Raw genomic sequence first — 25,306 nt, 5'->3', positions numbered from 1 at the left:
AGATAGTTTAACACTAAACTATATTTTCGAAGCCCCTAGGGAGGACTCATGGCCGCCAAGAAAACGTCAAAGAAACCAAACGTTTCTGCAGAAGAATTGCTCGGGTATTACCGTGAAATGCTTCTTATTCGTCGATTCGAAGAGAAAGCCGGCCAGTTATACGGCATGGGCCTCATCGGCGGTTTCTGTCACCTTTATATCGGCCAAGAGGCCGTTGTTGTCGGCCTAGAAGCCGCGACAAAAGAAGGCGACAAGCGCATCACATCATACCGCGACCACGGCCACATGCTGGCCTGCGGGATGGACCCAAAGGGCGTGATGGCAGAATTGACGGGCCGCGAGGGCGGTTATTCGGGCGGCAAAGGCGGCTCAATGCACATGTTTTCCGCGGAAAAGCATTTTTATGGCGGTCACGGCATCGTCGCGGCACAGGTCCCCCTTGGTGCGGGCCTCGCGTTTAGTGACAAATACAAAGGCAATGACAATGTGACGTTCGCCTACTTCGGCGACGGTGCTGCAAACCAGGGCCAGATCTACGAGACATTCAACATGGCCGCCCTTTGGGATCTGCCCGTGATCTTCGTGATCGAGAACAACCAATACGCCATGGGCACATCCCAAGCGCGATCCACCTCAACCCCCGATCTTTACACCCGCGGCGAAGCCTTCGGCATCCCCGGTGAAATCGTTGACGGGATGAACGTGCTGGCCGTCAAAGAAGCATCTGAAAAGGCCGTCGCACACTGCCGTGCGGGCAACGGACCATATGTTTTGGAGGTCAAAACATATCGCTACCGTGGGCATTCAATGTCGGACCCTGCGAAATATCGCACCCGCGAAGAAGTGCAGAAAATGCGTGAGGAACGTGATCCGATTGAACAGGTCCGCGCCATGCTGCTCACCGGGAAGCACGCCACAGAAGACGATCTGAAGGCCATCGACAAAGACATCAAAGCGACCGTTAACGAGTCCGCCGAATTCGCCAAAGAAAGCCCGGAACCCAATCTGGACGAGCTTTGGACAGACATTTACGCAGAAACACTTCCGCAGGAGACAGCATAATGGCTACTGAACTTCTTATGCCCGCGCTTTCCCCGACGATGGAAGAAGGCACGCTTGCAAAATGGCTCGTTAAAGAAGGTGACACCGTTAAATCCGGCGACATCATCGCAGAGATTGAAACTGACAAAGCCACGATGGAATTTGAAGCCGTCGACGAAGGCATCATCGGTAAAATTCTGATCGAAGAAGGCACCGAAGGCGTCAAAGTGAACACCGCCATCGCCATCATCGGTGAAGAAGGCGAAGACATGTCCGCCGCCCCTGCACCCGTCGCGACCGCAGAGGCATCCCCAACCGCAGAGGCACCCGCAGCCCCTGCCGTTACAGCATCCGCTGTTGAATTCACCCCATCCGATACCTCCCCTGACTGGCCCGCTGGCACAGAGATGAAATCGATGACGGTGCGTGAAGCGCTGAACGAAGCCATGATCGAAGAGATGGAACGCGATGAAAACGTGTTCCTGATGGGTGAGGAAGTTGGCGAATATCAAGGTGCCTATAAGATTTCCCAAGGGATGCTGGAGAAATTCGGCGAAAAGCGTGTGATTGACACGCCGATTACCGAACACGGCTTTACGGGTATCGCCGTCGGTGCTGCCTTTGGTGGCCTGCGCCCTATTGTGGAATTCATGACGTTCAACTTCGCTATGCAGGCGATTGACCAGATCATCAACTCGGCGGCGAAGACATTGTATATGTCTGGCGGTCAGATGGGCGCGCCCATGGTATTTCGTGGTGCCAACGGTGCCGCCGCCCGCGTCGGTGCCCAGCACTCTCAGGATTACGCGGCGTGGTACGCGATGGTGCCCGGCCTTAAGGTTGTGATGCCCTATTCCGCGGCTGACGCCAAAGGTCTGTTGAAAACCGCCATCCGCGACAACAACCCGATCATCTTCCTGGAAAACGAAATCATGTATGGCCGTTCGTTCGACGTGCCTGTCATGGACGATTTCACCATTCCGTTCGGCAAGGCCAAGATCGAGGTTGAAGGCAGCGATGTGACCATCGTCTCTTTCGGCATCGGCATGACATACGCCATGCAAGCCGCTGAAAAGTTGGCCGAGGACGGCATTTCAGCCGAGGTCATCAACCTGCGCACATTGCGCCCGATCGACTATGCCACGATCCTAGAAAGCGTAAAGAAAACAAATCGTTGCGTGACCGTCGAAGAAGGCTGGCCTGTCGGATCAATCGGCAATCACCTTGGTGCCACGATCATGCAAGAAGCGTTTGATTACCTCGACGCGCCGGTGATCAATTGCGCAGGCAAAGACGTGCCGATGCCCTATGCCGCGAACCTTGAAAAACACGCACTGATCACCACCGACGAAGTGATCGCCGCCGTGAAAAAAGTCACCTACCGTTAAGGAGAACAGACAATGGCTATCGAAATCTTAATGCCCGCGCTGTCCCCCACGATGGAGGAAGGCACGCTGGCAAAATGGCTCGTCAAGGAGGGCGACACCGTTCAATCGGGCGACCTGTTGGCTGAAATTGAAACCGACAAGGCAACGATGGAATTTGAGGCCGTGGACGAAGGCGTCATCGGCAAAATTCTGGTGGCTGAGGGCACGGAAGGTGTGAAAGTAAACACCGCCATCGCCGTGATCGGTGAAGAAGGCGAAGACATGTCCGCACCAGCTGCGGCCCCTGCATCGCCAGAACCTGCCGCCAAGGCGGAAGCAGGCACACCCGCCGCCACAGCTGCGGCGGCCCCTGCCCCTACAGCAGCACCTTCAAAGGACGGGTCGCGCTTATTTGCGACGCCATTGGCGCGCCGCATCGCAAGAGACAAAGGCCTCGATCTGGCTTCCATCACAGGCTCAGGCCCGCATGGTCGCATCATCAAGGCTGACGTGGAAAATGCTACGGCCCAACCTGCCGCCGCAGCCGCCCCGGCCACGGCCACGTCAGATACACCTGCCGCGGCATTGGCCACTGGCCCAAGCACCGCACAGGTCACGGCCATGTATGAAGGTCGCACGTTCGAAGAGGTCAAGCTTGACGGGATGCGCAAAATCATCGCCGCCCGCCTGACAGAAGCCAAACAAACCGTGCCGCACTTCTACCTACGCCGCGATATCCAGTTGGATGCTTTGTTGAAATTCCGCAGCCAGTTGAACAAAACGTTGGAACCGCGTGGCGTTAAGCTCTCGGTCAACGATTTCATCATCAAGGCCTGCGCATTGGCATTGCAAGAAGTGCCTGACGCCAACGCCGTCTGGGCTGGTGATCGTGTGCTCAAGATGAAGGCATCCGATGTGGCCGTCGCTGTGGCCATCGAGGGTGGATTGTTCACACCCGTGCTGCAAGACGCTGATATGAAATCGCTTTCTGCATTGTCAACGCAGATGAAGGACCTGGCCAGCCGCGCCCGTGACCGCAAACTTGCGCCGCAGGAATATCAAGGTGGCAGTTTCGCGATCTCCAACCTCGGCATGTTCGGGATCGACAATTTCGACGCGATCATCAATCCACCCCACTCCGGCATCCTTGCCGTCGGCGCGGGCGCGAAAAAGCCGACTGTCGGTGCGGACGGTGAATTGGCCGTGGCAACAGTGATGTCTGTCACCTTGTCTGTTGATCACCGCGTGATCGATGGTGCAATGGGCGCGGACCTGCTCAACGCAATCAAAGCAAACCTCGAAAACCCGATGGGAATGCTTGCCTAACCAGAAACGTCACTAACGAAACTAAAAAGGGCCGCCGGATCACACCGCGCGGCCCCTTTTTCGTTCCAATTTCACCTGGCCAATAAACTCTAGGGGGTCTGGGGGGACTAGTCCCCCAGACGATCGGATTTACGCAGTAAATTCGATCCTACCCGTGGGTGCGCAACAACTGGTCCATGGTGCGCGACGGTTGCGAACAGCCTGCTTCACCGACGACCTTGGCCGGAACCCCTGCCACCGTCTTCATCGGTTCGATGTCCTCAAGAACAACAGACCCCGCAGCAATGCGCGAACAATGCCCGACCTTGATGTTGCCCAGCACCTTCGCACCGGCCCCGATCAGCACACCGTCGCCAATCTTGGGGTGACGGTCTTCTTCTTCCTTACCCGTTCCGCCCAGTGTCACGGAATGCAGCATCGACACGTTGTCACCGACAACTGCCGTTTCACCGATCACAATCGAATGGGCGTGATCAATCATCAGACCTTTACCGATGGTCGCACCGGGGTGGACGTCGACACCGAAAATTTCGGACACGCGCATTTGCACATAGTAGGCGAGATCACGGCGGCCCTCTTTCCACAAGAAATTGCCCAAACGGAACGCCTGAATGGCTTGGAATCCTTTGAAAAACAACAAGGGTTGCAAGAAACGTAGGCAGGCTGGATCGCGGTCAAAAATCGCCACGATGTCCGCGCGGGCTGCATCGGCCAGCGATGGATCAGCGCTGTAGGCGCGATCTGCGATCTCGCGCAGCATTTGGTCCGACATCTCTGACGTGGCCAGCTTCATTGAAATCCGGTAGGCCAACGCGTTTTCAAGCGATGTGTGGTGCAAGACGGAGCTGTGCACAAAGCCACCGATAAGTGGTTCTTCACGGATTGCGGCCTCTGCCTCATCGCAAATGCGCTGCCAAACGGGATCAACAGTTGTTAATTTTGGATTGGTCTGGGCCATGGCGCACCTCTCTTTCGGGATTGTCCTACCTTACATAGGCATGATTTTCCAAGAACAAACCCGTGAAATGTATCATCACAATTAGAGATTGGTCCGCCCGCGCCATACCAGAAGGGCCTCCAACAAGACCGACAACGCTGCACAATATCGCGCACTGCACATCGACGTCGCAGCGCGAGGATAAAGCGCGGCCTGCGCATAAAGTGACCCGGTGCCACCGCCCGGATGTGCCACTCCATGCCGTTTACGCCAAAGATCAGCGGCATGTGCATCAACAATAAGGCTGGACGCAAAGACCGCCCAAGTATCGCGAGGCACCGCCAACAGCGCGCGCGTCGCAAGATCCAGATCACTCAACCCGACTTCGCGCATTTATGCCACGAGCGTAACGGATGACGCCGGGCCTTCGCCATAAACGTCAGACACCTGCGCCACATCAATGCGTGTTTCACCCGCGCCATCCGCAGATTGCATTGCGCTTGTGTAACTCCAGTTTGGGGATGACACGCTGACTTGACGTACCTGAACGTCGTCTTTGAAAACGCGCACGGCGTAACGCTCAAAGCTCTCGGACAAGGGCACATCTTCACCGTCCCAGCTGTCGCCGCCCATGCGCGCACGTCGTATCCACGTAACATCCAGATCAGAACCTGCGGGCGATGCGCGAAGATGTGCAACCGAATAGGGCCGCAATCCGACACCTGAAAATGCATCTGTGCGATATTGATAGCTTGGGTCGGTCAGTGGACGGGTGCCCGGACCGTAGCGATAATGCTGTGTGACGCCACGCGCAGAACTGGCAAGGTCAATCTGTTGGGGTTGACCATCAAGCAGCACAAAGATTGATCCCTCAGGCCACTGCGACGGCGTCACACCATCAGATCCCGCCTGTCCGCGTAGCCGCATGCTGATCTCGAATGTGTCCTCGCTCACGATTTCTGCATCGGCAAACTGGAAGACTTCCCAATTTTCCGCAGATCCATCCCCGATAACCGCGAGGTTCGCGCCGCCCAAGACCTGATCAACCGAAACGCTTTGCAGATCACCGCGAATAAGCTGCACACGCAGCGCGGGGCCACGATCAAACAGACCCGCGCAGGCCTTTGGCAACACAGTTTGCGTCTGGCCAATCATCGATGCCGACGTCAGCAACCGGTTCAGCCCATAACCCGCGTCCTGCCCTGATGAATACAGCGCAACACTGCCAGGCCACGGCACACCGGACGCCGCCACATAAGGCGCGACAGGGTCCTCGTCACCGGTGAACAACGGCAGATCCATCAACATCAATTCAACCGGAACAGGGGGGGGGAAACTGCGCAAACCAAATGTCTTTTCGGTCACATCTTGAGGCTCGTAAATCGCTGGCTCTATGCGCACCGCTTCTAGCGCTTGGCGATCGGTTTGTTCGGATTGATCAATGCGGAACAATCCGTCGCCGTGCAGATCGGGCAGCCTGATTACATCCCCCGCCCCGACATTCATCAATGACGGAGGTAGCGTAAAGCGTGCGCTATCACGGGCCACACGGGCTTCTGCCAGCCAGCGTTCCGCAATGCGTTGGCCTTCGGCACTGGTGAGGACCAAGGGCAATTCAGACGCAGATGTCGTTTGCCCTCGATCATCGGGGAAAATCGCCTCAGAGGTGCGCACTTCGTAATCCGCATCCGCCTCCACGAAGCCCACCCGATGTCACGTCTGAGCTGCTCGAAATCGATGTCCCCATCGCCGAGCCCGTCTCCGTATTTCCCGTCAAAATCAGCCTCCCTTTTCTGGCTCTCGGCAATGACGGCATTCAGCTGCGCCATTTGTTTGGGCAGCAAAGCGACGTCCTTGAAATCCCCGGACTCGACAAGCTCGAGAACCGTTTTGAGAGTCTGGTTAATGTTTCTGTAAAGCTGCCTAGCCTCCTCGATACGTTCGGCAGCCGGTTTCTGCTCGGTGGTCTTCCCACCGCTTTGGTTGATCATTGCGAAATCCCCTCTCTGGGGTTGCTCCGACCGATTGCGAAACGAAAAAGGGCCTCGGGATTACGCCCAAGACCCTTCAACAGGTTTCGCCCAGCGTGGGACATGTTTACGCCTACGGCCAGATTTCTCCAAATCTTACCAGTAGGTTAGCGCGCGGCACTTGCACGTTTCGTTAACGCCTCAGTTGTCCTGAGACGCCGCAGCCTCCGCTTCGAGACGGCGATAAATCGCCACATTCGCGTTGTGCTCATCCAGTGTCACCGCAAAATTGTGCCCGTCGCGCGGGTCCAGCGTTTTGGCAACAAAAAAGATGAAATCGGTGTCAGCAGGGTTCAGCGCCGCTTCGATCGTGGCAGCACCAGGGTTGGCAATCGGCGTCGCAGGCAATCCGGAAATCACATAAGTATTCCAAGGGTTTTCAGCGCGAAGTTCACTCTGGCGCAGCCCACGCCCCAACACGCCTTGGCCCTGCGTAACGCCATAGATCACCGTGGGGTCCGTTTGAAGACGCATCCCTTGGTTCAAGCGGTTCACAAACACCGAAGCGACGTCATACCGCTCGTCGCTCGTGGATGCCTCTTTCTCAATGATCGACGCCAGAATCAGCGCTTCTTCGGGGGACGCCAAAGGCAGCCCATCGGCCCGCTCCGCCCATGCACGCGCCAAAATCCGTTCCTGCGCGCTTTGCATATCCGCCAGCAATTCCGCCACCGAATCCTGCGGGCGTACCTCATACGAATTGGGGGCCAGCATCCCCTCGGGTGGAATATCCGTCACTTCGCCCGACATAAACTCAAGCGAATTGAGCGCTTGGACAACCTGCCAGCTGGTCACACCTTCGGCCATCACAACACGGTACTGCGTGTCCTCGGCCTCGCGTTTTTCCTGATAGGCCTCGGGTGGGTCGACTTCGGCGGGATTAAAACTCGCCAATTCGATGAAACGGCCAGACGCAGGTTCAAGCTCGCGCACCTGCGCGACAACACGGGCAACGCCAATGCGATACACGATCTCTGTGCCGCAGGTCGATTGCCCGCCGCGCGTGACGATATCGGCAATATCTTCCATCGACGTGCCCGCAGGCACCAGAAAACTGCCCGCCTTAAGCTGCGACGCAAGATTGGCATAATCGACCCCGATACGGAAAATCGACGCCGACGAAATCGCGTTCTGCGCGGCCAGATCTTCACTGACGATACGCATATTGCTGCCCGGGCGCACCTGAACACAGATCGCCTGATCCAATGGCCCTTCGGCGCTATATTCCTTGGTTCCCCAAACAACAACACCGCCCAAAAGGAACATTGCGACAATCAGAAATGTCAGCGCATTGGCCGCAATGTGTTTCCACATTTACTTAACTTTCCCGAACAACACAGACGCATTCGTGCCACCAAATCCAAACGAATTGGACAGCGCGACATCGATCTTACGCTCGACCTTGGCATTCGCGGCCAGATCGACCTTCGTTTCAACCGCAGGATTATCAAGATTGATCGTTGGCGGGGCCACCTGATCGCGGATCGCCAGAACCGAGAAAATCGCCTCAATCGCGCCAGCGGCCCCCAAAAGGTGCCCTGTCGCAGACTTCGTGGACGACATCGTTACCTTAGATGCCGCATCCCCCATCATCCGCTCAACCGCGCCCAGTTCGATGGTGTCTGCCATTGTCGATGTGCCGTGCGCGTTGATGTAATCGATGTCCGCAGGCTCAAGCCCCGCATCCTTCAACGCCATCCGCATGGACCGCTCACCGCCCTCACCGTTCTCGGACGGGGCCGTGATGTGGTAGGCATCGCCCGTCAGGCCATAGCCCAGCACTTCGGCGTAAATCTTGGCGCCACGCGCAATCGCGTGATCATAGTCCTCAAGCACCACCATGCCCGCGCCTTCGCCCATCACGAACCCGTCGCGGTCCGCATCATAGGGTCGGCTCGCCGCCTTTGGGTCATCCGCACGCTTGGTCGACAGCGCTTTACAGGCGTTGAAACCCGCGATGCCGATTTCACAGATCGTGGCCTCTGCGCCGCCTGCAATCATCACATCCGCACGGCCCGATTTGATCAGCTGTGTCGCATCACCAATCGCGTGCGCACCCGTAGAACAGGCCGTCACAACCGCATGGTTGGGGCCCTTGAACCCGTATTTGATCGCGATCTGGCCTGAAATCAGGTTGATCAACGCCCCCGGCACAAAGAACGGGGAAACCCGCTTGGGGCCCTTTTCTTTCATCATAACAGCCGTTTCGGCGATGGAATTCAGCCCCCCGATGCCCGATCCGGTCAACACGCCCGTCCGCTCAAGGGCCTCTTGGTCCTCAGGCTGCCAATCTGCGTCTTCAACGGCCTGCTTTGCGGCGGCCATAGCGAACAGAATAAACGTGTCGACCTTCCGGCGGTCTTTCGCAGCCATGTAGGTATCAGGGTTGAACGTCCCGTCGCTGCCATCACCATATGGCACTTCGCAGGCGTAGGTCGTCCCGAACCCTTCAGGGTCAAAATGCGTGATCGGCCCCGCGCCAGATTGCGCATCCAAAATCCGTTCCCAGCTTTTTTCGACCCCATCGGCGAGCGGGGTGACCAACCCCAGTCCGGTTACAACTACTCGACGCATGCCTCAGCCCTTTTCATTCAATTCCTTAGGTTCCATGTACCGCGCATTCCCTAGGAGGGGCAAGCCTTGTAGCAAAGGCCGAATTGGCATGAAAACGCCCATTAACCATTCCGCAATTTCGCTACCGGATAAGCGGCCTGCAAAAGGAATGGAAAATATCGTGTCTGGGATCTTACGAACGTGCTGGTACGTTCTCAACATTGTAATGATGATGTCTGCGGCGCCTGTAATGGCAAGCGTATGTTCCCAGATTTATGACCTGGAACGCCTCGAGGCACGGGCAGGTCTGCTTATCGAAAGGCTTTCATCCACCCAAGCCGCCCCCAACGTCCAAGCCACGCTTGATGATATCTTCGCACGCACACGCGCCTTGCAGGCCACATCGTTTCGCTCACAAGACCTCATCACCGTCGTCGAAGACTATGCAGCAAGCATCACCACCATACGCCAGCAACGTAATTTTCGAAGCACCGTCGGCACCGCCGAATTGCTCACCGCACCAGCGCACAGACGGCTTTTGCGGCGCATGGTCGCCATAAGCCATGACGCATGTACCTTTGAAAACACACCGACGTCCGCAACAGACGACAGTCAAGACACCGCCAGCCGCGGATTTACAAACCTGCCCGCGATCACGGCAAACGTCGCAATCGTCGGGATCAGTGTTTTTTCAGTGGTTATCGCGGTTGTCGGTTACTTCGCCTTCCACCAGATGAAGCTGCGCAAAGAACGCCGTAAACGGTATTTGTGCAATTATACCGTGGCCGTCACAGACGGAAATCGCGCGCCCGTCGATATGCAAATGCTGGACGTCAGTGCAATGGGTGCAAAAATCAGGTTGATCGACAGTCAACACCTCATGGGAACCCTAAAAGTCAAAATCGGGAAACGATCCTTAAGGGCCAAAGTCGCGTGGCAAAACCCGCACTTTGTCGGATTGTTGTTCCACCGCCCGCTCTCTCTCAAATTCGTCAAGAAACTGTCCACCCGTCTGGCAGAGCGTGGGAAACCACCCAAAAAGCCTTAAAACGAACGCACTTGTCAGGCCTTACAACACGACATCACCAACGAAAAAGGGCGCCGCCATCTCTGGCGCCGCCCCTAAACCAAAGTCTCGAACTGCTTAAGACGCAGAAGAGATGAACTTAACAGCATCGCCGAAGCTCTGGATTGTCTCAGCTGCGTCGTCAGGGATTTCGATACCGAATTCCTCTTCGAACGCCATCACGAGCTCAACAGTGTCGAGGCTGTCAGCGCCCAGATCGTCGATGAAGGACGCGCCTTCAACAACTTTGTCTTCTTCAACACCAAGGTGCTCTACAACGATCTTACGTACGCGGTCTGCGACATCGCTCATGTTAAATTCCTTACATAGTTCGGGGCCAGAGGCCCGTTGGTAACCGTCACTGCCCCCAATCGTTGCGGGCGGATCTGGCCGTTGCCTGGCCCTGCTCAGGACCTCCGAAATCTGCGACGTAGGGTCACAAACCTCAATTCTGCGCCGCCTATACCAGAGATTCCCAGCTTGGCAAACGCTTTCGCGAAACCCTCATATAGGGGCTACAACATCGCCATACCACCATTGACATGCAAAGTCGTCCCCGTGACGTAGGCCGCCTGATCAGACGCAAGATACAGCGCAGCGGCTGCAATCTCTTCTGGTGTGCCCATGCGACCGGCAGGAATTTGTTGATTAATCTTGCCTTTTTGATCGTCTGTCAGCTTATCGGTCATGGCTGTCGCAATGAAACCCGGCGCCACGCAGTTCACCGTAATCCCACGCGATGCGACCTCATATGCAATGGATTTGGACATCCCGACCATACCGGCCTTGGATGCAGCATAATTCGCCTGCCCGGGGTTTCCTGTCGCACCCACGATCGAGGACACATTCACAATCCGCCCCCAACGCGCCTTCATCATGCCGCGAATAACGCCTTTGCACAGACGCATGGTGGACGTCAGGTTCACGTTGATCACATCGCCCCATTCATCATCAGACATCCGCATGAAAATCTGGTCGCGGGTAATTCCGGCATTGTTCACCAGAATATCAACCGACCCCATGGCCTCTGCGGCAGCCTTGGGCAGCGCATCAACCGCCGCCCCGTCTGACAGATTGCAAGGCAACACATGGGCGCGCTCGCCCAGCTCAGCGGCCAATGCCTCAAGCGGTTCAACCCGCGTGCCCGACAGCCCCACAGTTGCGCCCGCCGCATGCAGCGTCTTGGCGATTTCGCCACCGATACCGCCCGACGCACCCGTGATCAGCGCATTTTTTCCAGTCAAATCAAACATATCTTATCCTTCATTCAGCGCGGCAACCGCCGCCTTAACATCATCCGGCGTCCCGATTGCGCGGGTCGCAATGCTGCGATCCACCCGCTTGATCATACCCGATAGCGCCTTACCGGCACCAATTTCCCACGCCTCAGTGACACCGGCACCTGCCATCCACATCACGCTTTCGCGCCAGCGCACGGATCCGGTAACCTGTTCAACCAACAGCGTCTTGATATCATCGGCGTCCACAGCCTGCGCGCGCACGTTTGCGATCAACGGAACAGACGGCGCATTCATCGCCACATCCGCCAAAGCCGCCGCCATGATATCACCCGCAGGGGCCATCAGGGATGAATGGAACGGCGCGCTGACAGGCAGCAACATCGCCCGCTTGGCCCCGTTCGCCTTTGCAATCTCAACCGCGCGTTCCACGGCCGCCTTATGACCGGACACCACCACTTGGGATGGATCATTGTCGTTGGCGGCTTGGCACACCTCGCCCTGTGCGGCCTCTGCTGCAACGGCCTGCGCGCCTTCAAAATCCATGCCCAACAGCACGGCCATCGCGCCAATGCCAACAGGCACCGCCAATTGCATGGCTTCGCCGCGAATGCGCAACAAACGAGCGGTATCTGCGATGGAAAACGCGCCCGCCGCTGCCAGCGCCGAATATTCACCCAAAGAATGGCCTGCAACGTAGGATGCGGCGTCAATGGTCACGCCCTCGGTCTCTAGGGCGCGCATCGCCGCCAGCGATGTTGCCATCAATGCGGGTTGTGCGTTCTTGGTCAGCGTTAGATCGGCAATGTCGCCCGTCCAAATCAAATCGGACAGCTTTTCACCCAAAGCATCGTCCACTTCTTCAAACACAGCCCGCGCGGCGGGATACGCTTCGGCCAACGCCTGCCCCATCCCGATTGTCTGTGCACCCTGCCCTGGAAATACAAACGCCTTCATTTTCGCCCCCTATTTAAGTTGGAGACAGGCGTAACGGAGCCCAAGTGCGCACACAAGTGGTGCCGCGCCCTCGCACGAAAAACGGCCCCGAAACTTCTGGGGCCGCACATCCTTGCAATCAGTAAAGTTCAGGCCGCCAAAGGCCCACCCCAAACGGCAACCCGTGCACTGTCGCCTTGATCAACTCCGCAGTCTTGCGCCAACCGGTCCCGCAACGGGTGCAGTGTCAAAATCGCACCGTCCCCCACTGGAATTGGGCCCAAACCGCTGATCTGCACGTGGATTTGCCCGAACGATGGTTCCGTGCGCGACGATACGATGTCCACCGATTGCACAGCATCAATGCCGTAATTGGCCAACGTGATAACGGATCCGAACGGGCCATCCACGACCTCGCGCAGCTCTCCCGTGGTCATATCAACCTGCACGCGCACCTGTGTTCCACGCGCAGCAATGCGGGCCAAAACGACCATCACAGCCAAAAGCATCACAGACACCACAAGTTTCGACACAAACGCAGAACCGACAAAAGCCATCGCAGGCACCAACCAAACGCCAATTGCTGCACCAAACGTGGCGACCGTCAGCAACCCGCACATCGCCCGCATCAACACGGCAGCGCTTATGACGTGTTCATTGGACGCGACCTCATAACCCCAGTAATGTTCAACGACCTTGGGGCGCATAACAACTGTTTCAGGTCCCGCGGCGGTCCGTGTGCTAAAGTCTGTATGGTCTGGTTGCGCCGTCATGAATGTCTCCTTGTGCGATCAAACACAACTTCACGGCGAACTGGGGCACAATCAGGGCAACCAAATGGTTAATACGTGGAATCTGTTAACCTATTGGTAACCTTTGCGCGGCGATGCGCGATTGCATGACTGTTTCGCTTGCCCTTCGCTGCGTCCTTTGTATAAGGCCCGAGTTGTCCCGCAGCTTTTTATAAACTGCGCAGTCTCTCGTGGGCGAGAGCGGGATGATTAACCCTCGCCCTATGAAATGCGCTGAGATCAATGAACGGAGTACTCATGCCTTTATACGAGCATGTGATGATTGCGCGTCAGGACTTGTCCAACACGCAAGCAGAAAGCCTCATCGAACATTTCTCCACAGTTCTCGCTGACAACGACGGCAAAGTCGTCATGTCCGAGTACTGGGGCGTTAAGACGATGGCCTACAAGATCAACAAGAACCGCAAAGGCCACTATGCCTTTATCCGGTCCGATGCACCGGCAACAGCCGTGCAGGAGATGGAGCGTCTGATGCGTTTGCACGAAGACGTCATGCGCGTTCTCACGATTAAAGTTGATGCACACGAAGAAGGTCCTTCCGTGCAGATGCAAAAGCGTGACGAACGTCCAGACCGCCGCGAACGCCGCTAATCCATCAGATTAAGAAAGGACCATAAGTCATGGCTACTAAACCATTTTTCCGCCGTCGTAAGTCCGATCCGTTCGAGGGCGACAACGCTCCGAAGATCGACTACAAAGACACACGTACACTGCAGCGCTACATCTCTGAGCGCGGCAAAATCGTACCTTCCCGTATCACCGCTGTCGGTGCAAAAAACCAACGTGCTTTGGCACGCGCCATCAAACGCGCACGGTTTTTGGCCCTGCTGCCTTACGCCGTTAAGTAAAGGAAAATTCCAATGGATGTTATCCTTCTAGAACGTGTCGCAAAGCTGGGTCAGATGGGCGAAGTCGTCTCTGTGAAACCAGGTTACGCACGCAACTTCTTGTTGCCGCTGGGCAAAGCCCTGCGCGTCAACGACCACAACATGGCAGCTTTTGAGGCCCAGAAAGCGCAACTCGAAGCGCAAAACCTGGAAACCAAAAAAGAAGCCGACGCAATGCTGGCCAAACTCGACGGCGAGACATTTGTCGTGATTCGCTCTGCGTCCGATGGTGGCAACTTGTACGGCTCTGTCACAACACGTGACGCCGCAGAAGCAGCAACCGCCGCTGGCTTTACGGTTGACCGCAAGCAGGTCGCGCTGATCGAACCGATCAAAGAACTGGGCATCCACGATGTGTCCGTCGTTCTGCACCCGGAAGTCACAGCAACGATCAAGCTGAACGTCGCCCGTTCCGCCGAAGAAGCTGAACTTCAGGCCGCTGGCAAATCTGTCGCCGAACTGGCCGCAGAAGCAGAGGCAGAAGCTGAGTTCGAAATCCAGGAGCTGTTCGATGATATCGGCGCTGCTGGTATGGACGACTTTGGTGATGACGACGCACCAGCGCCTGCCGCTGACGACGCATCTGACGAAGACTAAACAGTCTTTCAGGTTCAAAGATTTAAGGCCGCTCCTTTTTGGGGCGGCCTTTTTCGTTAGCGATCAAACGTCTCTAACGTAAATGCGCCCTCGCACTGGGCCAAGGTGGTTGATCCAACCCAAACCCGCAGCGGCCCATCCGGTGCACCCCACAACGTCACCGCCTGCCCTGCATCACTAAATTCGCCGAAATACCATTGCCCGTCTGATGCGTGGACCGTCAGGACAGGACCACATTCAGCGCGCGCAGATACGGTCAGGATATGGGGGGCCATGCCCTCCAGCTCGATCACGGCGGTCGGTTCACCTGACATGAACCCGACCAATTCTTCGCGCAGCAGGCTCGGGTCCGCATCAACAAAATCCACACACGGAACCGGCAGCCCGCCCCCGGCCGTGACAGCAAATGTGCGTGGCGCCAACAGCTCAGCCCCGGTTGCATTGTAAACAGCCCCCTCCTGTCGTGTCGGATCAGGGCAAGACGCGAAGGCGGGCGCGACCAAAATGGCAAACAAAGCGGACAACTTAATCATGACCCCAACGGTAACGCCAACCCGCGCAAACGCACCAACACAAATGCGTTAGCAGACACAAAAGGCCGCCCCGATGTACGGGACGGCCTTTGCCAGAACAGTCGATTGTCTTAGCGCGCCTGCAACGCCAGAACCGCGTCACACACAGCACCGTCGTACGTACCGACCCAAACATCAATCTGGCCACTGCGCGGGCGCGTCAAAACGATCTGCGGGTCCAGATTGCCCGCGTCATCATCATCGTAGTACCACGTCGCCGTGCCTGTATTGATCAACAGCGCGCTGTCACAATTGCTGTGCACTGAAATCACCAAGCGGTTTCCTTCGATGCCGCTGATGAAAAACCGCGCATTCGGCTGAGACGTAAAGTAACCGGCGCCCTGATCTGTCTGCGGGTTCACATTGCTGCAATCCCAAACATAGTTGTTACCCCTCGCCTGCAAGGACAAGGTTTGCGGTGATCGCATTTGCCCCGCGCTCAGGTTATAGCTGCCGTAGGTCGGGTTCAGGTTCCAGTTCGGGCAGGCCTGCGCCGCCCCTGCGAATCCCACCATCCCCAATACTGTTAAAAACAAAGCCTTCATATTGTTCCCCAATGTAATCGTCTTAAAATGTGACGTAAGGGTAAGCGAAGCTCGCACGATCCGCCCAGACCAAAATCCTGTCTTTTAGGTCAGGTTTTCCATAGGTTTTTGCATCTTTTCGATCACAAACGAAAAAAGCCGCCCCAATGGGGGCGGCTTTCCAATGCGTTTGGTCTGTCAGACTTATTCGTCTTCGAGGGCCTCAACAGCCTTTTGCAGATCGTCCTTGGACACTTCTTTTTCTGTCAAAGACGCTCCATCAATGATGTGATCGACGACCTTGTCTTCAAACAAAGGTGCGCGGATCTGCTGCTGCATCTGTGGGTTCTGCTGAACAAATTCAAAGAACTGACGCGCTTGGTTGCCGTATTGGCGCGCTTGGTTCATGACCGCTTGGGTGAATTCAGCGTCGGACACCTGAATCTCAGCCTTCTGGCCGATCTCAGCCAAGAACAGGCCCAGCTTCACGCGACGCTCGGCCAGCTTTGTGTGCTCTGGCGTTGTGTCGATCTCTGGGTGATCGTGGCCTTCAACCTCTGGGTTGTCTTCGTGCCACAGTTGGTGGGCAATCTGGCCGGCTTCTGCTTCAACCAAGGACGGTGGCAGCTCAAACGATACCTTCTTGTCCAAAGCATCCAGAAGGCCACGCTTGGTGACCGCACGGGCCGCGCCAGCATATTCTTCCTGCAGCTTTTCAGTGATCTGGCCTTTCAGACCTGCAAGGTCTTCGGCGCCGAACTGCTTTGCCATCTCATCATCGATCTCGGCCGTCTTAGGCTCCTGAACGTTGTGGATTTTGCATTCGAACACTGCCGCTTTGCCCGCAAGGTGCTCGGCGTTGTATTCTTCCGGGAATGTCACATCGACGTTGATCTCATCGCCAGCTTTGACGCCAACAAGACCTTCTTCGAAACCGGGGATAAACTGGTTGGACCCCAGAACAAGCGCGTGACCTTCTGCGGCACCACCTTCAAACGCTTCGCCGTCGACTTTACCAAGGAAATCAAAGATCACCTGATCGCCGTCTTTCGCCTTTGAACCTTTTTTGCGGTCTTCAAAGTTCTGTGCGGTCTCAGCCAAAGACGCGAGCGCCTCTTCCACGGACGCGTCGTCAGGCTTCACAACCATTTTTTCCAGTTTGATACCGGAAAAATCGACCTCAGGAACATCAGGCAACGCTTCGTAAGAAACAGATACGACAACATCGTCGCCCTCTTTCCAGTCTTCGTTGGTCATCTTCATCTCGGGCTGCATCGCGGGGCGATCGCCGGATTCTTCGAGGTGCTTGTTCATCGCGCCGTCGACGGATTCTTGCATCGCTTCGCCCAGAACCTTTGGGCCAAACTGCTTTTTCATCATCGCCATCGGGACTTTGCCCTTGCGAAAGCCCTTCATTTCGACTTCTGGCTGGGCTTCTTTCAGCTTGTCCATAACAGTCGCGTCCAATTCGGCCGCTGTCACGGTGATCTCATAGCCGCGCTTCAATCCGTCGTTCAGTGTCTCTGTGACCTGCATGTCGTCCTTGTCCATCGCATAGGGGCCGCAGAGGCGTCCGCGGCGGTCAAAATCAACGGCCCTTCTAGTGCCCACCCCCACATGGCGCAAGGCGAAAAGCCCTTAACGCGCGCGGCGATCCTTAGCGGGCCAGACGGGCCAGCAAAATATCTGCCGCGCGCGCTGCGCCGTCCATGTTTTTCAGCCCCTCTGCGTGGGTCTGTGCGGTGCGTGAAATGGCCGGATCATCCAGAACGCGGTGCAGCGCCGCCGTCAGATTTGCGACGTTCACAGTGGCCGCAGGCAGGCCGACCCCAACGCCCATGTCACGGGTGCGCGCGGCATTGTCCGGCTGGTCCGTTCCAAACGGCACAACAACCTGTGGGAACCCTGCGCGCAGCGCCTCCCCCCATGTGCCGACACCGCCGTGGTGCACAACAGCACACGCCCCCGCAAAGGCGGTTTCATGATTAAGATACTCGGCCACAAACACATCATCACCCTGCACGCTGCCGTCCCAATCAGCGCCCGTCAGCAAAACCACCCGCTTGCCCACCGCGCGTGCAGCTTCAAGCGCGGTTTCATAAAATCGCCCTCGCACCTGCTGGGCAATCGACCCCAGCGTGACAACGACAGGCGCGTCCCCCGCCGCCATAAAGGCCGCGAACCGTGTTTCTTCAGCAGAATGCAACGCCTTGGGGGCCTTTCCGAAACAGAACCCGGTAAAATCCAAATGCAATGTATGTTCAGGGTCAGCGCGATGCAGGGCCCTTGGGTACAAACACAACGCCTGATCAATAAAGGGCTCATACCCGAAATAGGGCGCGGACTGTGCGGCGGGCAAACCCAGATCAGCCCGCACGGCGTTAAATGCACGCCCATAATGCAGCTTGAAATGCATGTTGAAAACGCGCCGCATCGCACGGTTCCACGTCACCCCAACACCCGACGGCGACTGGCGAAACATCCACAGCCCCCGCCCGACAGGCGGATCATTGGGTGCCATCAGCGCAAGGGGCTGCAAAAACAGCGGCACAAACGGAACATTCATCTGTTCGGCAATCAACGGGCCCGCCGCCGTCTGGAACGTGCCCGCGATCAGATCACTGCCAACGGCCATGGCGCGCACGGCCTCGACCGTCTGTTGAAGGTAGGGAATCCAGATGTTGCGGAAAAGGTATTCAGGCTTGTTCATCAACGGGCCGATCAATTCGGGCACAGTAATGCCGAGGCCTGCGCAAATCTCGTCCATACCTGGCAAAATTCGCGTGGCCTCAAACCCCGCCGCTTGGATCAATGGAACATGACCGGCCTGTACCCCGAACCGCACCTGCGCGCCGCGCCCCTGCAAGGCCTGCCCGACCGCCAAAAGCGGCAAGATATCCCCGTAGGTTCCGGTGCTTGTGAACGTAATGATCGGGCTGGCCATATCGGGCACTCAATCAGAACGCTCAACGAATGGGAATGGTGCGGGTGAAGGGACTCGAACCCCCACGCCTTGCGGCGCCAGAACCTAAATCTGGTGCGTCTACCAATTCCGCCACACCCGCATCTCATTATAAAGGGAAGGCCAAGCCCTCCCTTCAGATGCGCACGTCCTAACAAAGACATTTACCGGATGCGAGAGGAAAATGACGCCAATTGCCCAATGTTTTCTGGCCATTTCAACGGTCTGTCCGGCGTGACCCAAAAGACTCACCTTTGGGATGACATGCAATGGCACCAGAATTGCCCTGTCAGTAACGCTTTGTTGCCATATTCTAGGGCAAAACACTGAGGCAGATAAAAATCATGATAGCGAGAACCGCCATGCACCTGGGAAAAACAAAAGAATTTTTGGACGGCACTGTAGTTGCCATGCCGTCAGCGACCGTCGCCGGCCTTGCCACAGGCACGACAGTTATGACACTGGACGGCGAATTGCCGGTCGAACACCTGAACGCCGGTGACCGCATTATCACCCGTGACAGCGGCATGGCTGTTTTGCGCGATGTGCGCAGCGCAGACGTTCGCGTCGCGTCTATCCAGATCAAAGCCGGATCCTTGGGCCATACCCGTCCACAAGACGACATGATCGTCGGGCCTGACACCCTTGTTCACATCCGCGACTGGCGCGCAAAGGCGCTGTTTGGTGCCGATGTCGCCACCGTAAAGGCCAAGCGCCTGATCGACGGTGAATTCGTATCCGAGCAAGACGCGACAACAATGACCGTTTATGAACTGGTGTTTGACAAGCAGCACATCCTTTACGCTGACGGCCTCGAAGTGGCGAGCGCGTCCGTTTGATCAAAACGATTGATCCGAAGGGGCGCTGACGCGCACACGATTTTTTGTGATTTCTATCGGCACGGCCTTGAGCCATGTCTGAGCGCAGTCCTTCGGGGCTGCGTTCCGCGTAAGGGGCTTTGCCCCTCGCGCCCCCAAGGGGCTCTCACCCCAGAATATTTGAGAACCAAAGACGGGGCACGGCGCGTAAGTTTTCAAAACGCATTATATCGCGCCACTATGCCTAATATTTAGGCAATTAAGTTCCATTCGCCCTGTCCCGCCCCTTGCCTGGCCGCTCAGGAATTGAGGCAGGCGGGCAGAATTGGTCATACCCCAAGGGAATACACACCGTGCAAGGGGGAGTCGGCTCGTGAAGAAGATTGAAGCGATCATTAAACCGTTCAAACTGGACGAAGTGAAAGAGGCGCTGCAAGACGCTGGCATTCAAGGCCTGAGCGTTGTGGAAGTCAAAGGCTTCGGCCGCCAGAAAGGCCACACAGAGCTGTACCGCGGTGCCGAATACGTTGTCGATTTCCTACCGAAGGTGAAAATCGAGGTCGTTTTGGCCGACGATCAGGTTGATGGCGCAATCGAAGCCATTATTGCTGCGGCAAAGACCGACAAAATCGGCGATGGCAAGATTTTCGTCAGCGACGTGTCCCACGCCATCCGCATCCGCACCGGTGAAGAAGGCGACGAAGCCCTATAATCCGCGGCGCATCCAGCGCACATTATTCTATTTCCACCCTATCAAGCGAAAGACAGAACATGACAAACAAAGACGTCGTCAAAATGATCAAAGACGAGGACATCGATTACGTCGATATCCGTTTCACAGACCCACGCGGTAAGTTGCAGCACGTCACGCTGATGTCCGATCAGGTCGACGAAGACTTCCTTGAGGAAGGCTTCATGTTTGACGGATCCTCCATCGCCGGTTGGAAAGCCATCAACGAATCCGACATGAAATTGATGCCAGACGCCGCCAGCGCCTACATCGACCCCTTCTATGCGGAAAAAACCATGTGTCTGCACTGCTCCATTGTTGAGCCCGACACAGGCGAAGGCTACGAACGCGACCCACGCGGCACAGCCGAGCGCGCAGAAGCCTACCTGAAATCCACAGGCATCGGCGACACATCCTTTTGGGGCCCAGAGGCCGAATTCTTCCTGTTTGACGACGTGCGTTACCAGGTCGGCATCAACAAAGTGTCCTACCAGGTCGACGCAATCGACGCGTCTTGGAACACAGACACAGAATACGAAATGGGCAACACAGGCCACCGTCCCGGCGTTAAGGGCGGTTATTTCCCTGTGAACCCAATCGACGACGCACAGGACATCCGTTCTGAAATGCTGTCCACGATGAAGCGCCTTGGCATGAAGGTCGACAAGCACCACCACGAAGTGGCGTCGTGCCAGCACGAGCTGGGCCTCATCTTCGGCACGCTGACAACACAGGCTGATGAACTTCAGAAATACAAATACGTCGTGCACAACGTCGCACAGGCTTACGGCAAAACGGCGACGTTCATGCCAAAGCCGATCGCAGGCGACAACGGCACCGGCATGCACGTGAACATGTCCATCTGGAAAGACGGCAAGCCGTTGTTTGCAGGCGACAAATACGCGGATCTGTCCCAAGAGGCGCTGTATTTCATCGGTGGTATCCTCAAGCACGCGAAAGCGCTGAACGCGATCACCAACCCGTCCACAAACTCCTACAAGCGTCTGATCCCGGGTTTTGAAGCTCCTGTTCTGCGTGCGTATTCCGCATCAAACCGTTCCGGTTGTGTGCGTATTCCGTGGACAGAAAGCCCGAAAGCCAAGCGCGTTGAGGCTCGTTTCCCTGATCCCGCAGCCAACCCCTACCTGTGCTTTGCAGCGCTGTTGATGGCTGGCCTTGACGGCATCAAGAACAAGATCGATCCCGGCCCTGCGTCTGACAAAGACCTCTATGATCTGCCACCAGAAGAATTGGCGGAAATCCCGACTGTTTGTGGCTCCCTGCGCGAAGCGCTGGACGCTTTGGAAGACGACATGGACTTCTTGCTTCAGGGCGACGTGTTTACCAAAGATCAGCTTCAGGGCTACATGGATCTGAAGTGGGAAGAAGTGTACGAATACGAACACACACCACACCCCGTTGAATTCAAGCTGTATTACAGCTGCTAATTCAAACGCTTAACATCATACAGAGGGCGCCCCACAGGGCGCCCTTTTGCATTTCCAGAACCAAATTGGCGCAATTTTGCCATAAATAGATCTGCAAAATGCCCTTACGTTAACCTGATGTTGACCCAGTCATGGTTGACGTTGGCGTCATGAGTAGTGTGAACAAATATACCCCCGTACGAGTCCAATCCCCTCAAACCATGAGCTTTGGGTCCCATCGTCAGTCCGACCGCCCTGCATCCGCAGTGCGTGCCGGCGCGTCCACAATGCCTGCCGCCTGGCAGACCCGTGGCGTCCCCTCCCACGATGGGCATCTGCAACACGGCGCGACTGTGCGCAGTTTTGGTGACATCCTTCTTGATCCACTGCGTTGGACCATGTCGAGCATGCTGCACAAGATTGCCTCGGTCTCAATCGCCTGTGCTGTGGTGGTGACCTTTATTTTCTAATCAACCTGCACGACGGACGTGTGGATCATGAAGGCAACTGCGCCCGGATGGGCCAGTCGCAGCACGGTCTGGCGTTCACTGCGAATATACGGCGCATCGGGCGTTCCGATGGGCCGTGGATCGTTTTCAGGACGTGGTTGATACAGCGTCGGATCGCTGTAGCGCAGCGCATTGGCCCGCCACATGGGCCGCCCTGTTTGCACACCGTCAAACAGGCGTTGAACCCGCGCCGCGATTGCATCGCTGTATTCACTGACAGGATGATGAATACGGATTAGCGGCTTGCCAATCTTCTGGGCCAAGGTCCAGCTGGCGGGAAAACACAGGACTGCTCCGCTCAAGACATGCTCATCGCCGCTGCGGTCCAAAATGCAGACGTCTTGTTGCAACATTTCGCCAACACTGCGCAGCGGCGCGTCCCAATCAAGCGCCACGATATGCCCGTCCGGGCAGGCCACCCTGTCATCTTGGTGCGCAAACCCGGCTGGTAAAGCCCGCAAAGCCGCCTCAAGAAAGGCCCGCGCCCCTGCCACCCCCTCGGGCGTCTGCGCCAGAACGTCCTCGGGGCGCTCAGCCAGCAACCGCCGCCGTTCTCCCATCTGCGCGCCGTACGCCCCATCACAAAACAGCCACGGCCCCACGACAGGGCGCATGGACGGCAACCGCGCGGCCGCCACATCAAGCTGCCCGTCTGGCAGATAATCTTGCAAAATCGGGTGTTCCAGCGTGCGCACTTTCATGTCGTTTTTTGACCTGACAAGGCGAAATACCCCCGTCACGCTCACCTTAGGTCAACGGAGAGCCGCCATGAACACCCATTATCGAGACACGCGCAAAATTAACCCCAACCAAGGCGCGACGCTTGGGGACGGTTCGCCCAACGACAATGACCGCGTTGAAATCGGGCCCACACAGCTGGCTTTCGCAGAATGGCAATCCGCGGGCCTGACCCTGCCCAACCTTGAAACCATGCGTGAATATCGCTGGAAACGCCTGACCCAGCACATTGTGGATCGCGGGCTGGGGGGCCTGCTGATGTTTGACCCGCTGAACATCCGCTATGCCACTGACAGCACCAACATGCAGCTTTGGAATACCCACAATCCGTTCCGCGCGGTGCTGGTGTGCGCTGATGGTTACATGGTGATGTGGGATTATAAAAACGCGCCCTTCTTAAGCGAATTCAATCCCTTGGTGCGCGAACGGCGATCCGGCGCGTCGATGTTCTACTTCGCCACAGGCGATAAAACGGACGACGCCGCAGACAGCTATATCAATCAGATCAAAGACGTGATGCGTGACCACGCGGGCGGCAACATGCGCCTTGCCGTCGACAAGATAATGGTGCCGGGTTACCGCTCCCTCGTTGCGGCAGGTTTTGATGTGATGGAGGGTGAAGAAGTCACTGAAAAGGCCCGGTCCATCAAAGGCCCTGACGAAATCCATGCCATGCGTTGCGCCAATCATGCCTGCGAAACATCTGTCAAAGCGATGGAGGATTTCGCGCGCGCACAATCGGGCAACGGCATCACGTCCGAGGATGACATATGGGCCATCATGCACGCCGAAAATGTGCGGCGCGGCGGTGAATGGATCGAAACGCGCCTACTGGCGTCCGGCCCACGTACCAACCCGTGGTTTCAAGAATGTGGCCCCCGCATCACCAAACCCAACGAAATCCTCGCTTTTGATACGGACCTGATCGGATCTTATGGCATCTGCATCGACATCTCTCGCACGTGGTGGATCGGCGATGAAAAGCCGCGCCAAGACATGATCGACGCGATGAAACACGGCGTGGAACATATTGAAACCAATATGCAAATGCTGCGCCCCGGGGTGAACATCCAGGATTTGTCCCGCGACACACACGTTCTGGACGACAAGTATCAGGCCGGCAAATATGGCTGCCTGATGCATGGCGTTGGCCTGTGCGATGAATGGCCCCTCGTGGCCTACCCCGACAAAATGGTTGAAGGCGCGTTCGATCACGAACTTCAGGCGGGCATGGTGCTGTGCGTTGAGGCGCTGATCTCCCCCGAGGGCGGTGATTTTTCAATCAAGCTCGAAGATCAGGTGTTGATCACCGAAGATGGGTTCGAAAACCTCACGACTTATCCGCACTGTGACGCGCTTATGGGGCGTTAAACACGACCCGCCCGATAATGCCAAAATGGTCGGATCCCATCCGGTCGCGCACATCAATGGACCCCATGGCATTCGGCCCCGCCAGTACGTGATCGATCGTCAGCGGCCAGCCGAACACCTCATAGGTGCGTTCAACATGGCCAACGCGCACAACGTCAAACGCATCCGCGACGCGGTCCAACGCATGGCCCCACGGCACCATATTGAAATCACCGCCGAGGATCGTGGGCATCGCCTCCAACCCTTCTAAATCTGGCAAAGTGCGGTCAAGCGCCCGCGCTTGCGTCTTTGGCCAAGGCCAATACAGATGCACAGACACCGCCCGCATCCTGACGTCGCTGTCCTGTACCGAGATCTCGGCGACGGCCAGCCGCGAACGGTCATAACAATCCCGTTTTACAATCGGATCAGTCGATAAAACGGCGACACCCCCAAGAAATACCCCGCGACACATAAATTGATGAGGATGGGTGTCTTTCAATGCATCCAGCAGATCATCATGGTCCGCGCTGACCTCTTGCAAGGTAATGACACGCGCACCGGACGCCAAAATATCCTGCAACAGATCGCTGTGATCATAATCCAGATACAAAAGGTTCTTTTGATAAATCACGACATCGGGGTCCGACACGTCCTGCCCCGACGCAAGAAGGGCGCGATCGGCCAGCAGCACAGCACATACGACAATAATTCCGCGAAACGCCCAGCCGCGTGCGCCAAACAACGCTACCAAAAGCAACGCGACAATCATCGGGATGCGCACGACGGCAAAACTGTCACCCGCCGGATGCAATGCCCCGGCAAAGCTGAATGTGATCAACCCGATCAGGCAGATTGCAACAATCCCTAACAATACCCGCATTTC

The 25,306-nt window shown here is 56.6% G+C and carries 27 protein-coding genes and 1 tRNA gene; 12 read left to right on the top strand and 16 right to left on the bottom strand.

Annotation, left to right across the window (positions count from 1 at the left end; translation table 11 throughout):
• Positions 1 to 48: 48 nt before the first annotated feature.
• From pdhA to L0664_RS14250, 3 genes are read left to right on the top strand one after another with little or no spacing between them, the layout of a single operon-like run.
• On the top strand, positions 49 to 1,062 hold the full coding sequence (gene pdhA / locus L0664_RS14260; protein WP_235226554.1) for a pyruvate dehydrogenase (acetyl-transferring) E1 component subunit alpha: 1,014 nt from the start codon (positions 49 to 51) through the stop codon (positions 1,060 to 1,062).
• The gene (locus L0664_RS14255; protein ID WP_235226553.1) at positions 1,062 to 2,429 is read left to right on the top strand and encodes a pyruvate dehydrogenase complex E1 component subunit beta; all 1,368 of its coding nucleotides are present in this window, start codon (positions 1,062 to 1,064) and stop codon (positions 2,427 to 2,429) included. Before pdhA ends, L0664_RS14255 begins: the two co-directional genes overlap by 1 nt.
• Before the next feature lie 12 nt (positions 2,430 to 2,441).
• On the top strand, positions 2,442 to 3,734 hold the full coding sequence (locus L0664_RS14250; protein WP_235226552.1) for a pyruvate dehydrogenase complex dihydrolipoamide acetyltransferase: 1,293 nt from the start codon (positions 2,442 to 2,444) through the stop codon (positions 3,732 to 3,734).
• Positions 3,735 to 3,882: 148 nt separating this feature from the next.
• Here the strand turns inward: L0664_RS14250 and cysE are convergent, their stop codons facing one another.
• The 5 genes from cysE to fabF form a co-directional block, all read right to left on the bottom strand.
• On the bottom strand, positions 3,883 to 4,692 hold the full coding sequence (gene cysE / locus L0664_RS14245; protein WP_235226551.1) for a serine O-acetyltransferase: 810 nt from the start codon (positions 4,690 to 4,692) through the stop codon (positions 3,883 to 3,885).
• An 81-nt stretch (positions 4,693 to 4,773) separates the two neighbouring features.
• Positions 4,774 to 5,064, bottom strand: coding sequence for a DUF7742 family protein (locus L0664_RS14240; RefSeq protein ID WP_235226550.1), 291 nt, complete (start codon positions 5,062 to 5,064; stop codon positions 4,774 to 4,776).
• Complete coding sequence (locus L0664_RS14235; protein WP_235226549.1) at positions 5,065 to 6,378, bottom strand: GTA baseplate fiber-binding domain-containing protein; 1,314 nt, start codon at positions 6,376 to 6,378, stop codon at positions 5,065 to 5,067.
• A gap of 464 nt (positions 6,379 to 6,842) precedes the next feature.
• Positions 6,843 to 8,015, bottom strand: a complete 1,173-nt coding sequence (gene mltG, locus L0664_RS14230; RefSeq protein WP_235226548.1) for an endolytic transglycosylase MltG — start codon at positions 8,013 to 8,015, stop codon at positions 6,843 to 6,845.
• Positions 8,016 to 9,275: a beta-ketoacyl-ACP synthase II gene (gene fabF / locus L0664_RS14225; RefSeq protein WP_235226547.1), complete on the bottom strand. Its 1,260-nt coding sequence runs from the start codon at positions 9,273 to 9,275 to the stop codon at positions 8,016 to 8,018.
• Positions 9,276 to 9,504: 229 nt separating this feature from the next.
• Here fabF and L0664_RS14220 point away from each other — a divergent pair, with 229 nt between their 5' ends.
• Positions 9,505 to 10,302 carry a hypothetical protein gene (locus L0664_RS14220; RefSeq protein ID WP_235226546.1) on the top strand — a complete coding sequence of 266 codons (798 nt, stop codon included), beginning with the start codon at positions 9,505 to 9,507 and terminating at the stop codon, positions 10,300 to 10,302.
• A 96-nt stretch (positions 10,303 to 10,398) separates the two neighbouring features.
• Here L0664_RS14220 and L0664_RS14215 read toward each other — a convergent pair whose 3' ends face one another.
• From L0664_RS14215 to L0664_RS14200, 4 genes are all read right to left on the bottom strand, one after another.
• Positions 10,399 to 10,632, bottom strand: coding sequence for an acyl carrier protein (locus tag L0664_RS14215; protein WP_235226545.1), 234 nt, complete (start codon positions 10,630 to 10,632; stop codon positions 10,399 to 10,401).
• Positions 10,633 to 10,835: 203 nt separating this feature from the next.
• A complete protein-coding gene (fabG, locus tag L0664_RS14210; RefSeq protein ID WP_235226544.1) occupies positions 10,836 to 11,573 on the bottom strand; it encodes a 3-oxoacyl-[acyl-carrier-protein] reductase in 738 nt (245 codons plus the stop codon).
• 3 nt (positions 11,574 to 11,576) lie between these two features.
• Positions 11,577 to 12,515 carry an ACP S-malonyltransferase gene (gene fabD, locus L0664_RS14205; protein WP_235226543.1) on the bottom strand — a complete coding sequence of 313 codons (939 nt, stop codon included), beginning with the start codon at positions 12,513 to 12,515 and terminating at the stop codon, positions 11,577 to 11,579.
• Positions 12,516 to 12,643: 128 nt separating this feature from the next.
• Positions 12,644 to 13,267 (bottom strand): hypothetical protein, encoded by a 624-nt coding sequence (locus tag L0664_RS14200; protein ID WP_235226542.1) that lies wholly within the window; start codon positions 13,265 to 13,267, stop codon positions 12,644 to 12,646.
• 276 nt (positions 13,268 to 13,543) lie between these two features.
• On the opposite strand from L0664_RS14200, the gene rpsF reads away from it, so the two are divergent.
• The 3 genes from rpsF to rplI are packed head-to-tail and all read left to right on the top strand — an operon-like array spanning position 13,544 to position 14,790.
• Positions 13,544 to 13,897 carry a 30S ribosomal protein S6 gene (rpsF, locus tag L0664_RS14195; RefSeq protein ID WP_235226541.1) on the top strand — a complete coding sequence of 118 codons (354 nt, stop codon included), beginning with the start codon at positions 13,544 to 13,546 and terminating at the stop codon, positions 13,895 to 13,897.
• A 29-nt stretch (positions 13,898 to 13,926) separates the two neighbouring features.
• Positions 13,927 to 14,154, top strand: coding sequence for a 30S ribosomal protein S18 (gene rpsR, locus L0664_RS14190; protein WP_093993249.1), 228 nt, complete (start codon positions 13,927 to 13,929; stop codon positions 14,152 to 14,154).
• 12 nt (positions 14,155 to 14,166) lie between these two features.
• Positions 14,167 to 14,790, top strand: coding sequence for a 50S ribosomal protein L9 (rplI, locus tag L0664_RS14185; protein WP_235226540.1), 624 nt, complete (start codon positions 14,167 to 14,169; stop codon positions 14,788 to 14,790).
• A 56-nt stretch (positions 14,791 to 14,846) separates the two neighbouring features.
• On the opposite strand, the gene L0664_RS14180 is transcribed toward rplI, so the two are convergent.
• The 5 genes from L0664_RS14180 to L0664_RS14160 all read right to left on the bottom strand — a co-directional run bounded on the left by L0664_RS14180 (position 14,847) and on the right by L0664_RS14160 (position 18,951).
• Complete coding sequence (locus L0664_RS14180; RefSeq protein WP_235226539.1) at positions 14,847 to 15,323, bottom strand: hypothetical protein; 477 nt, start codon at positions 15,321 to 15,323, stop codon at positions 14,847 to 14,849.
• Positions 15,324 to 15,433: 110 nt separating this feature from the next.
• Positions 15,434 to 15,877 carry a hypothetical protein gene (locus L0664_RS14175; protein ID WP_235226538.1) on the bottom strand — a complete coding sequence of 148 codons (444 nt, stop codon included), beginning with the start codon at positions 15,875 to 15,877 and terminating at the stop codon, positions 15,434 to 15,436.
• Positions 15,878 to 16,090: 213 nt separating this feature from the next.
• Positions 16,091 to 17,422, bottom strand: a complete 1,332-nt coding sequence (gene tig / locus L0664_RS14170) for a trigger factor (RefSeq protein WP_235226633.1) — start codon at positions 17,420 to 17,422, stop codon at positions 16,091 to 16,093.
• 121 nt (positions 17,423 to 17,543) lie between these two features.
• Complete coding sequence (locus tag L0664_RS14165) at positions 17,544 to 18,830, bottom strand: glycosyltransferase (protein ID WP_235226537.1); 1,287 nt, start codon at positions 18,828 to 18,830, stop codon at positions 17,544 to 17,546.
• A gap of 36 nt (positions 18,831 to 18,866) precedes the next feature.
• Positions 18,867 to 18,951 (bottom strand) — tRNA-Leu (locus L0664_RS14160).
• A 259-nt stretch (positions 18,952 to 19,210) separates the two neighbouring features.
• Between L0664_RS14160 and L0664_RS14155 the strand changes: the two genes are divergently transcribed.
• The 4 genes from L0664_RS14155 (at position 19,211) to L0664_RS14140 (ending at position 22,293) form a co-directional block, all read left to right on the top strand.
• Complete coding sequence (locus L0664_RS14155) at positions 19,211 to 19,687, top strand: Hint domain-containing protein (protein ID WP_235226536.1); 477 nt, start codon at positions 19,211 to 19,213, stop codon at positions 19,685 to 19,687.
• Between the two features lie 352 nt (positions 19,688 to 20,039).
• On the top strand, positions 20,040 to 20,378 hold the full coding sequence (locus L0664_RS14150) for a P-II family nitrogen regulator (protein WP_235226535.1): 339 nt from the start codon (positions 20,040 to 20,042) through the stop codon (positions 20,376 to 20,378).
• 59 nt (positions 20,379 to 20,437) lie between these two features.
• Positions 20,438 to 21,844, top strand: coding sequence for a type I glutamate--ammonia ligase (gene glnA, locus L0664_RS14145; RefSeq protein WP_235226534.1), 1,407 nt, complete (start codon positions 20,438 to 20,440; stop codon positions 21,842 to 21,844).
• A 149-nt stretch (positions 21,845 to 21,993) separates the two neighbouring features.
• The gene (locus L0664_RS14140) at positions 21,994 to 22,293 is read left to right on the top strand and encodes a hypothetical protein (RefSeq protein WP_235226533.1); all 300 of its coding nucleotides are present in this window, start codon (positions 21,994 to 21,996) and stop codon (positions 22,291 to 22,293) included.
• Here L0664_RS14140 and L0664_RS14135 read toward each other — a convergent pair.
• Positions 22,290 to 23,033: a heme-dependent oxidative N-demethylase family protein gene (locus tag L0664_RS14135; RefSeq protein ID WP_235226532.1), complete on the bottom strand. Its 744-nt coding sequence runs from the start codon at positions 23,031 to 23,033 to the stop codon at positions 22,290 to 22,292. The genes L0664_RS14140 and L0664_RS14135 overlap by 4 nt on opposite strands.
• A 67-nt stretch (positions 23,034 to 23,100) precedes the next feature.
• On the opposite strand from L0664_RS14135, the gene dddP reads away from it, so the two are divergent.
• On the top strand, positions 23,101 to 24,441 hold the full coding sequence (dddP, locus tag L0664_RS14130) for a dimethylsulfonioproprionate lyase DddP (protein WP_235226531.1): 1,341 nt from the start codon (positions 23,101 to 23,103) through the stop codon (positions 24,439 to 24,441).
• On the opposite strand, the gene L0664_RS14125 is transcribed toward dddP, so the two are convergent.
• Positions 24,428 to 25,303, bottom strand: coding sequence for an endonuclease/exonuclease/phosphatase family protein (locus L0664_RS14125; protein WP_235226530.1), 876 nt, complete (start codon positions 25,301 to 25,303; stop codon positions 24,428 to 24,430). The genes dddP and L0664_RS14125 overlap by 14 nt on opposite strands.
• Between the last annotated feature and the right edge of the window lie 3 nt (positions 25,304 to 25,306).

Origin of the sequence: Octadecabacter dasysiphoniae (assembly GCF_021532615.1) — a bacterium.
Classification (GTDB): Bacteria; Pseudomonadota; Alphaproteobacteria; order Rhodobacterales; family Rhodobacteraceae; genus Octadecabacter; species Octadecabacter dasysiphoniae.
This window is presented reverse-complemented; position numbering and strand designations above follow the sequence as displayed.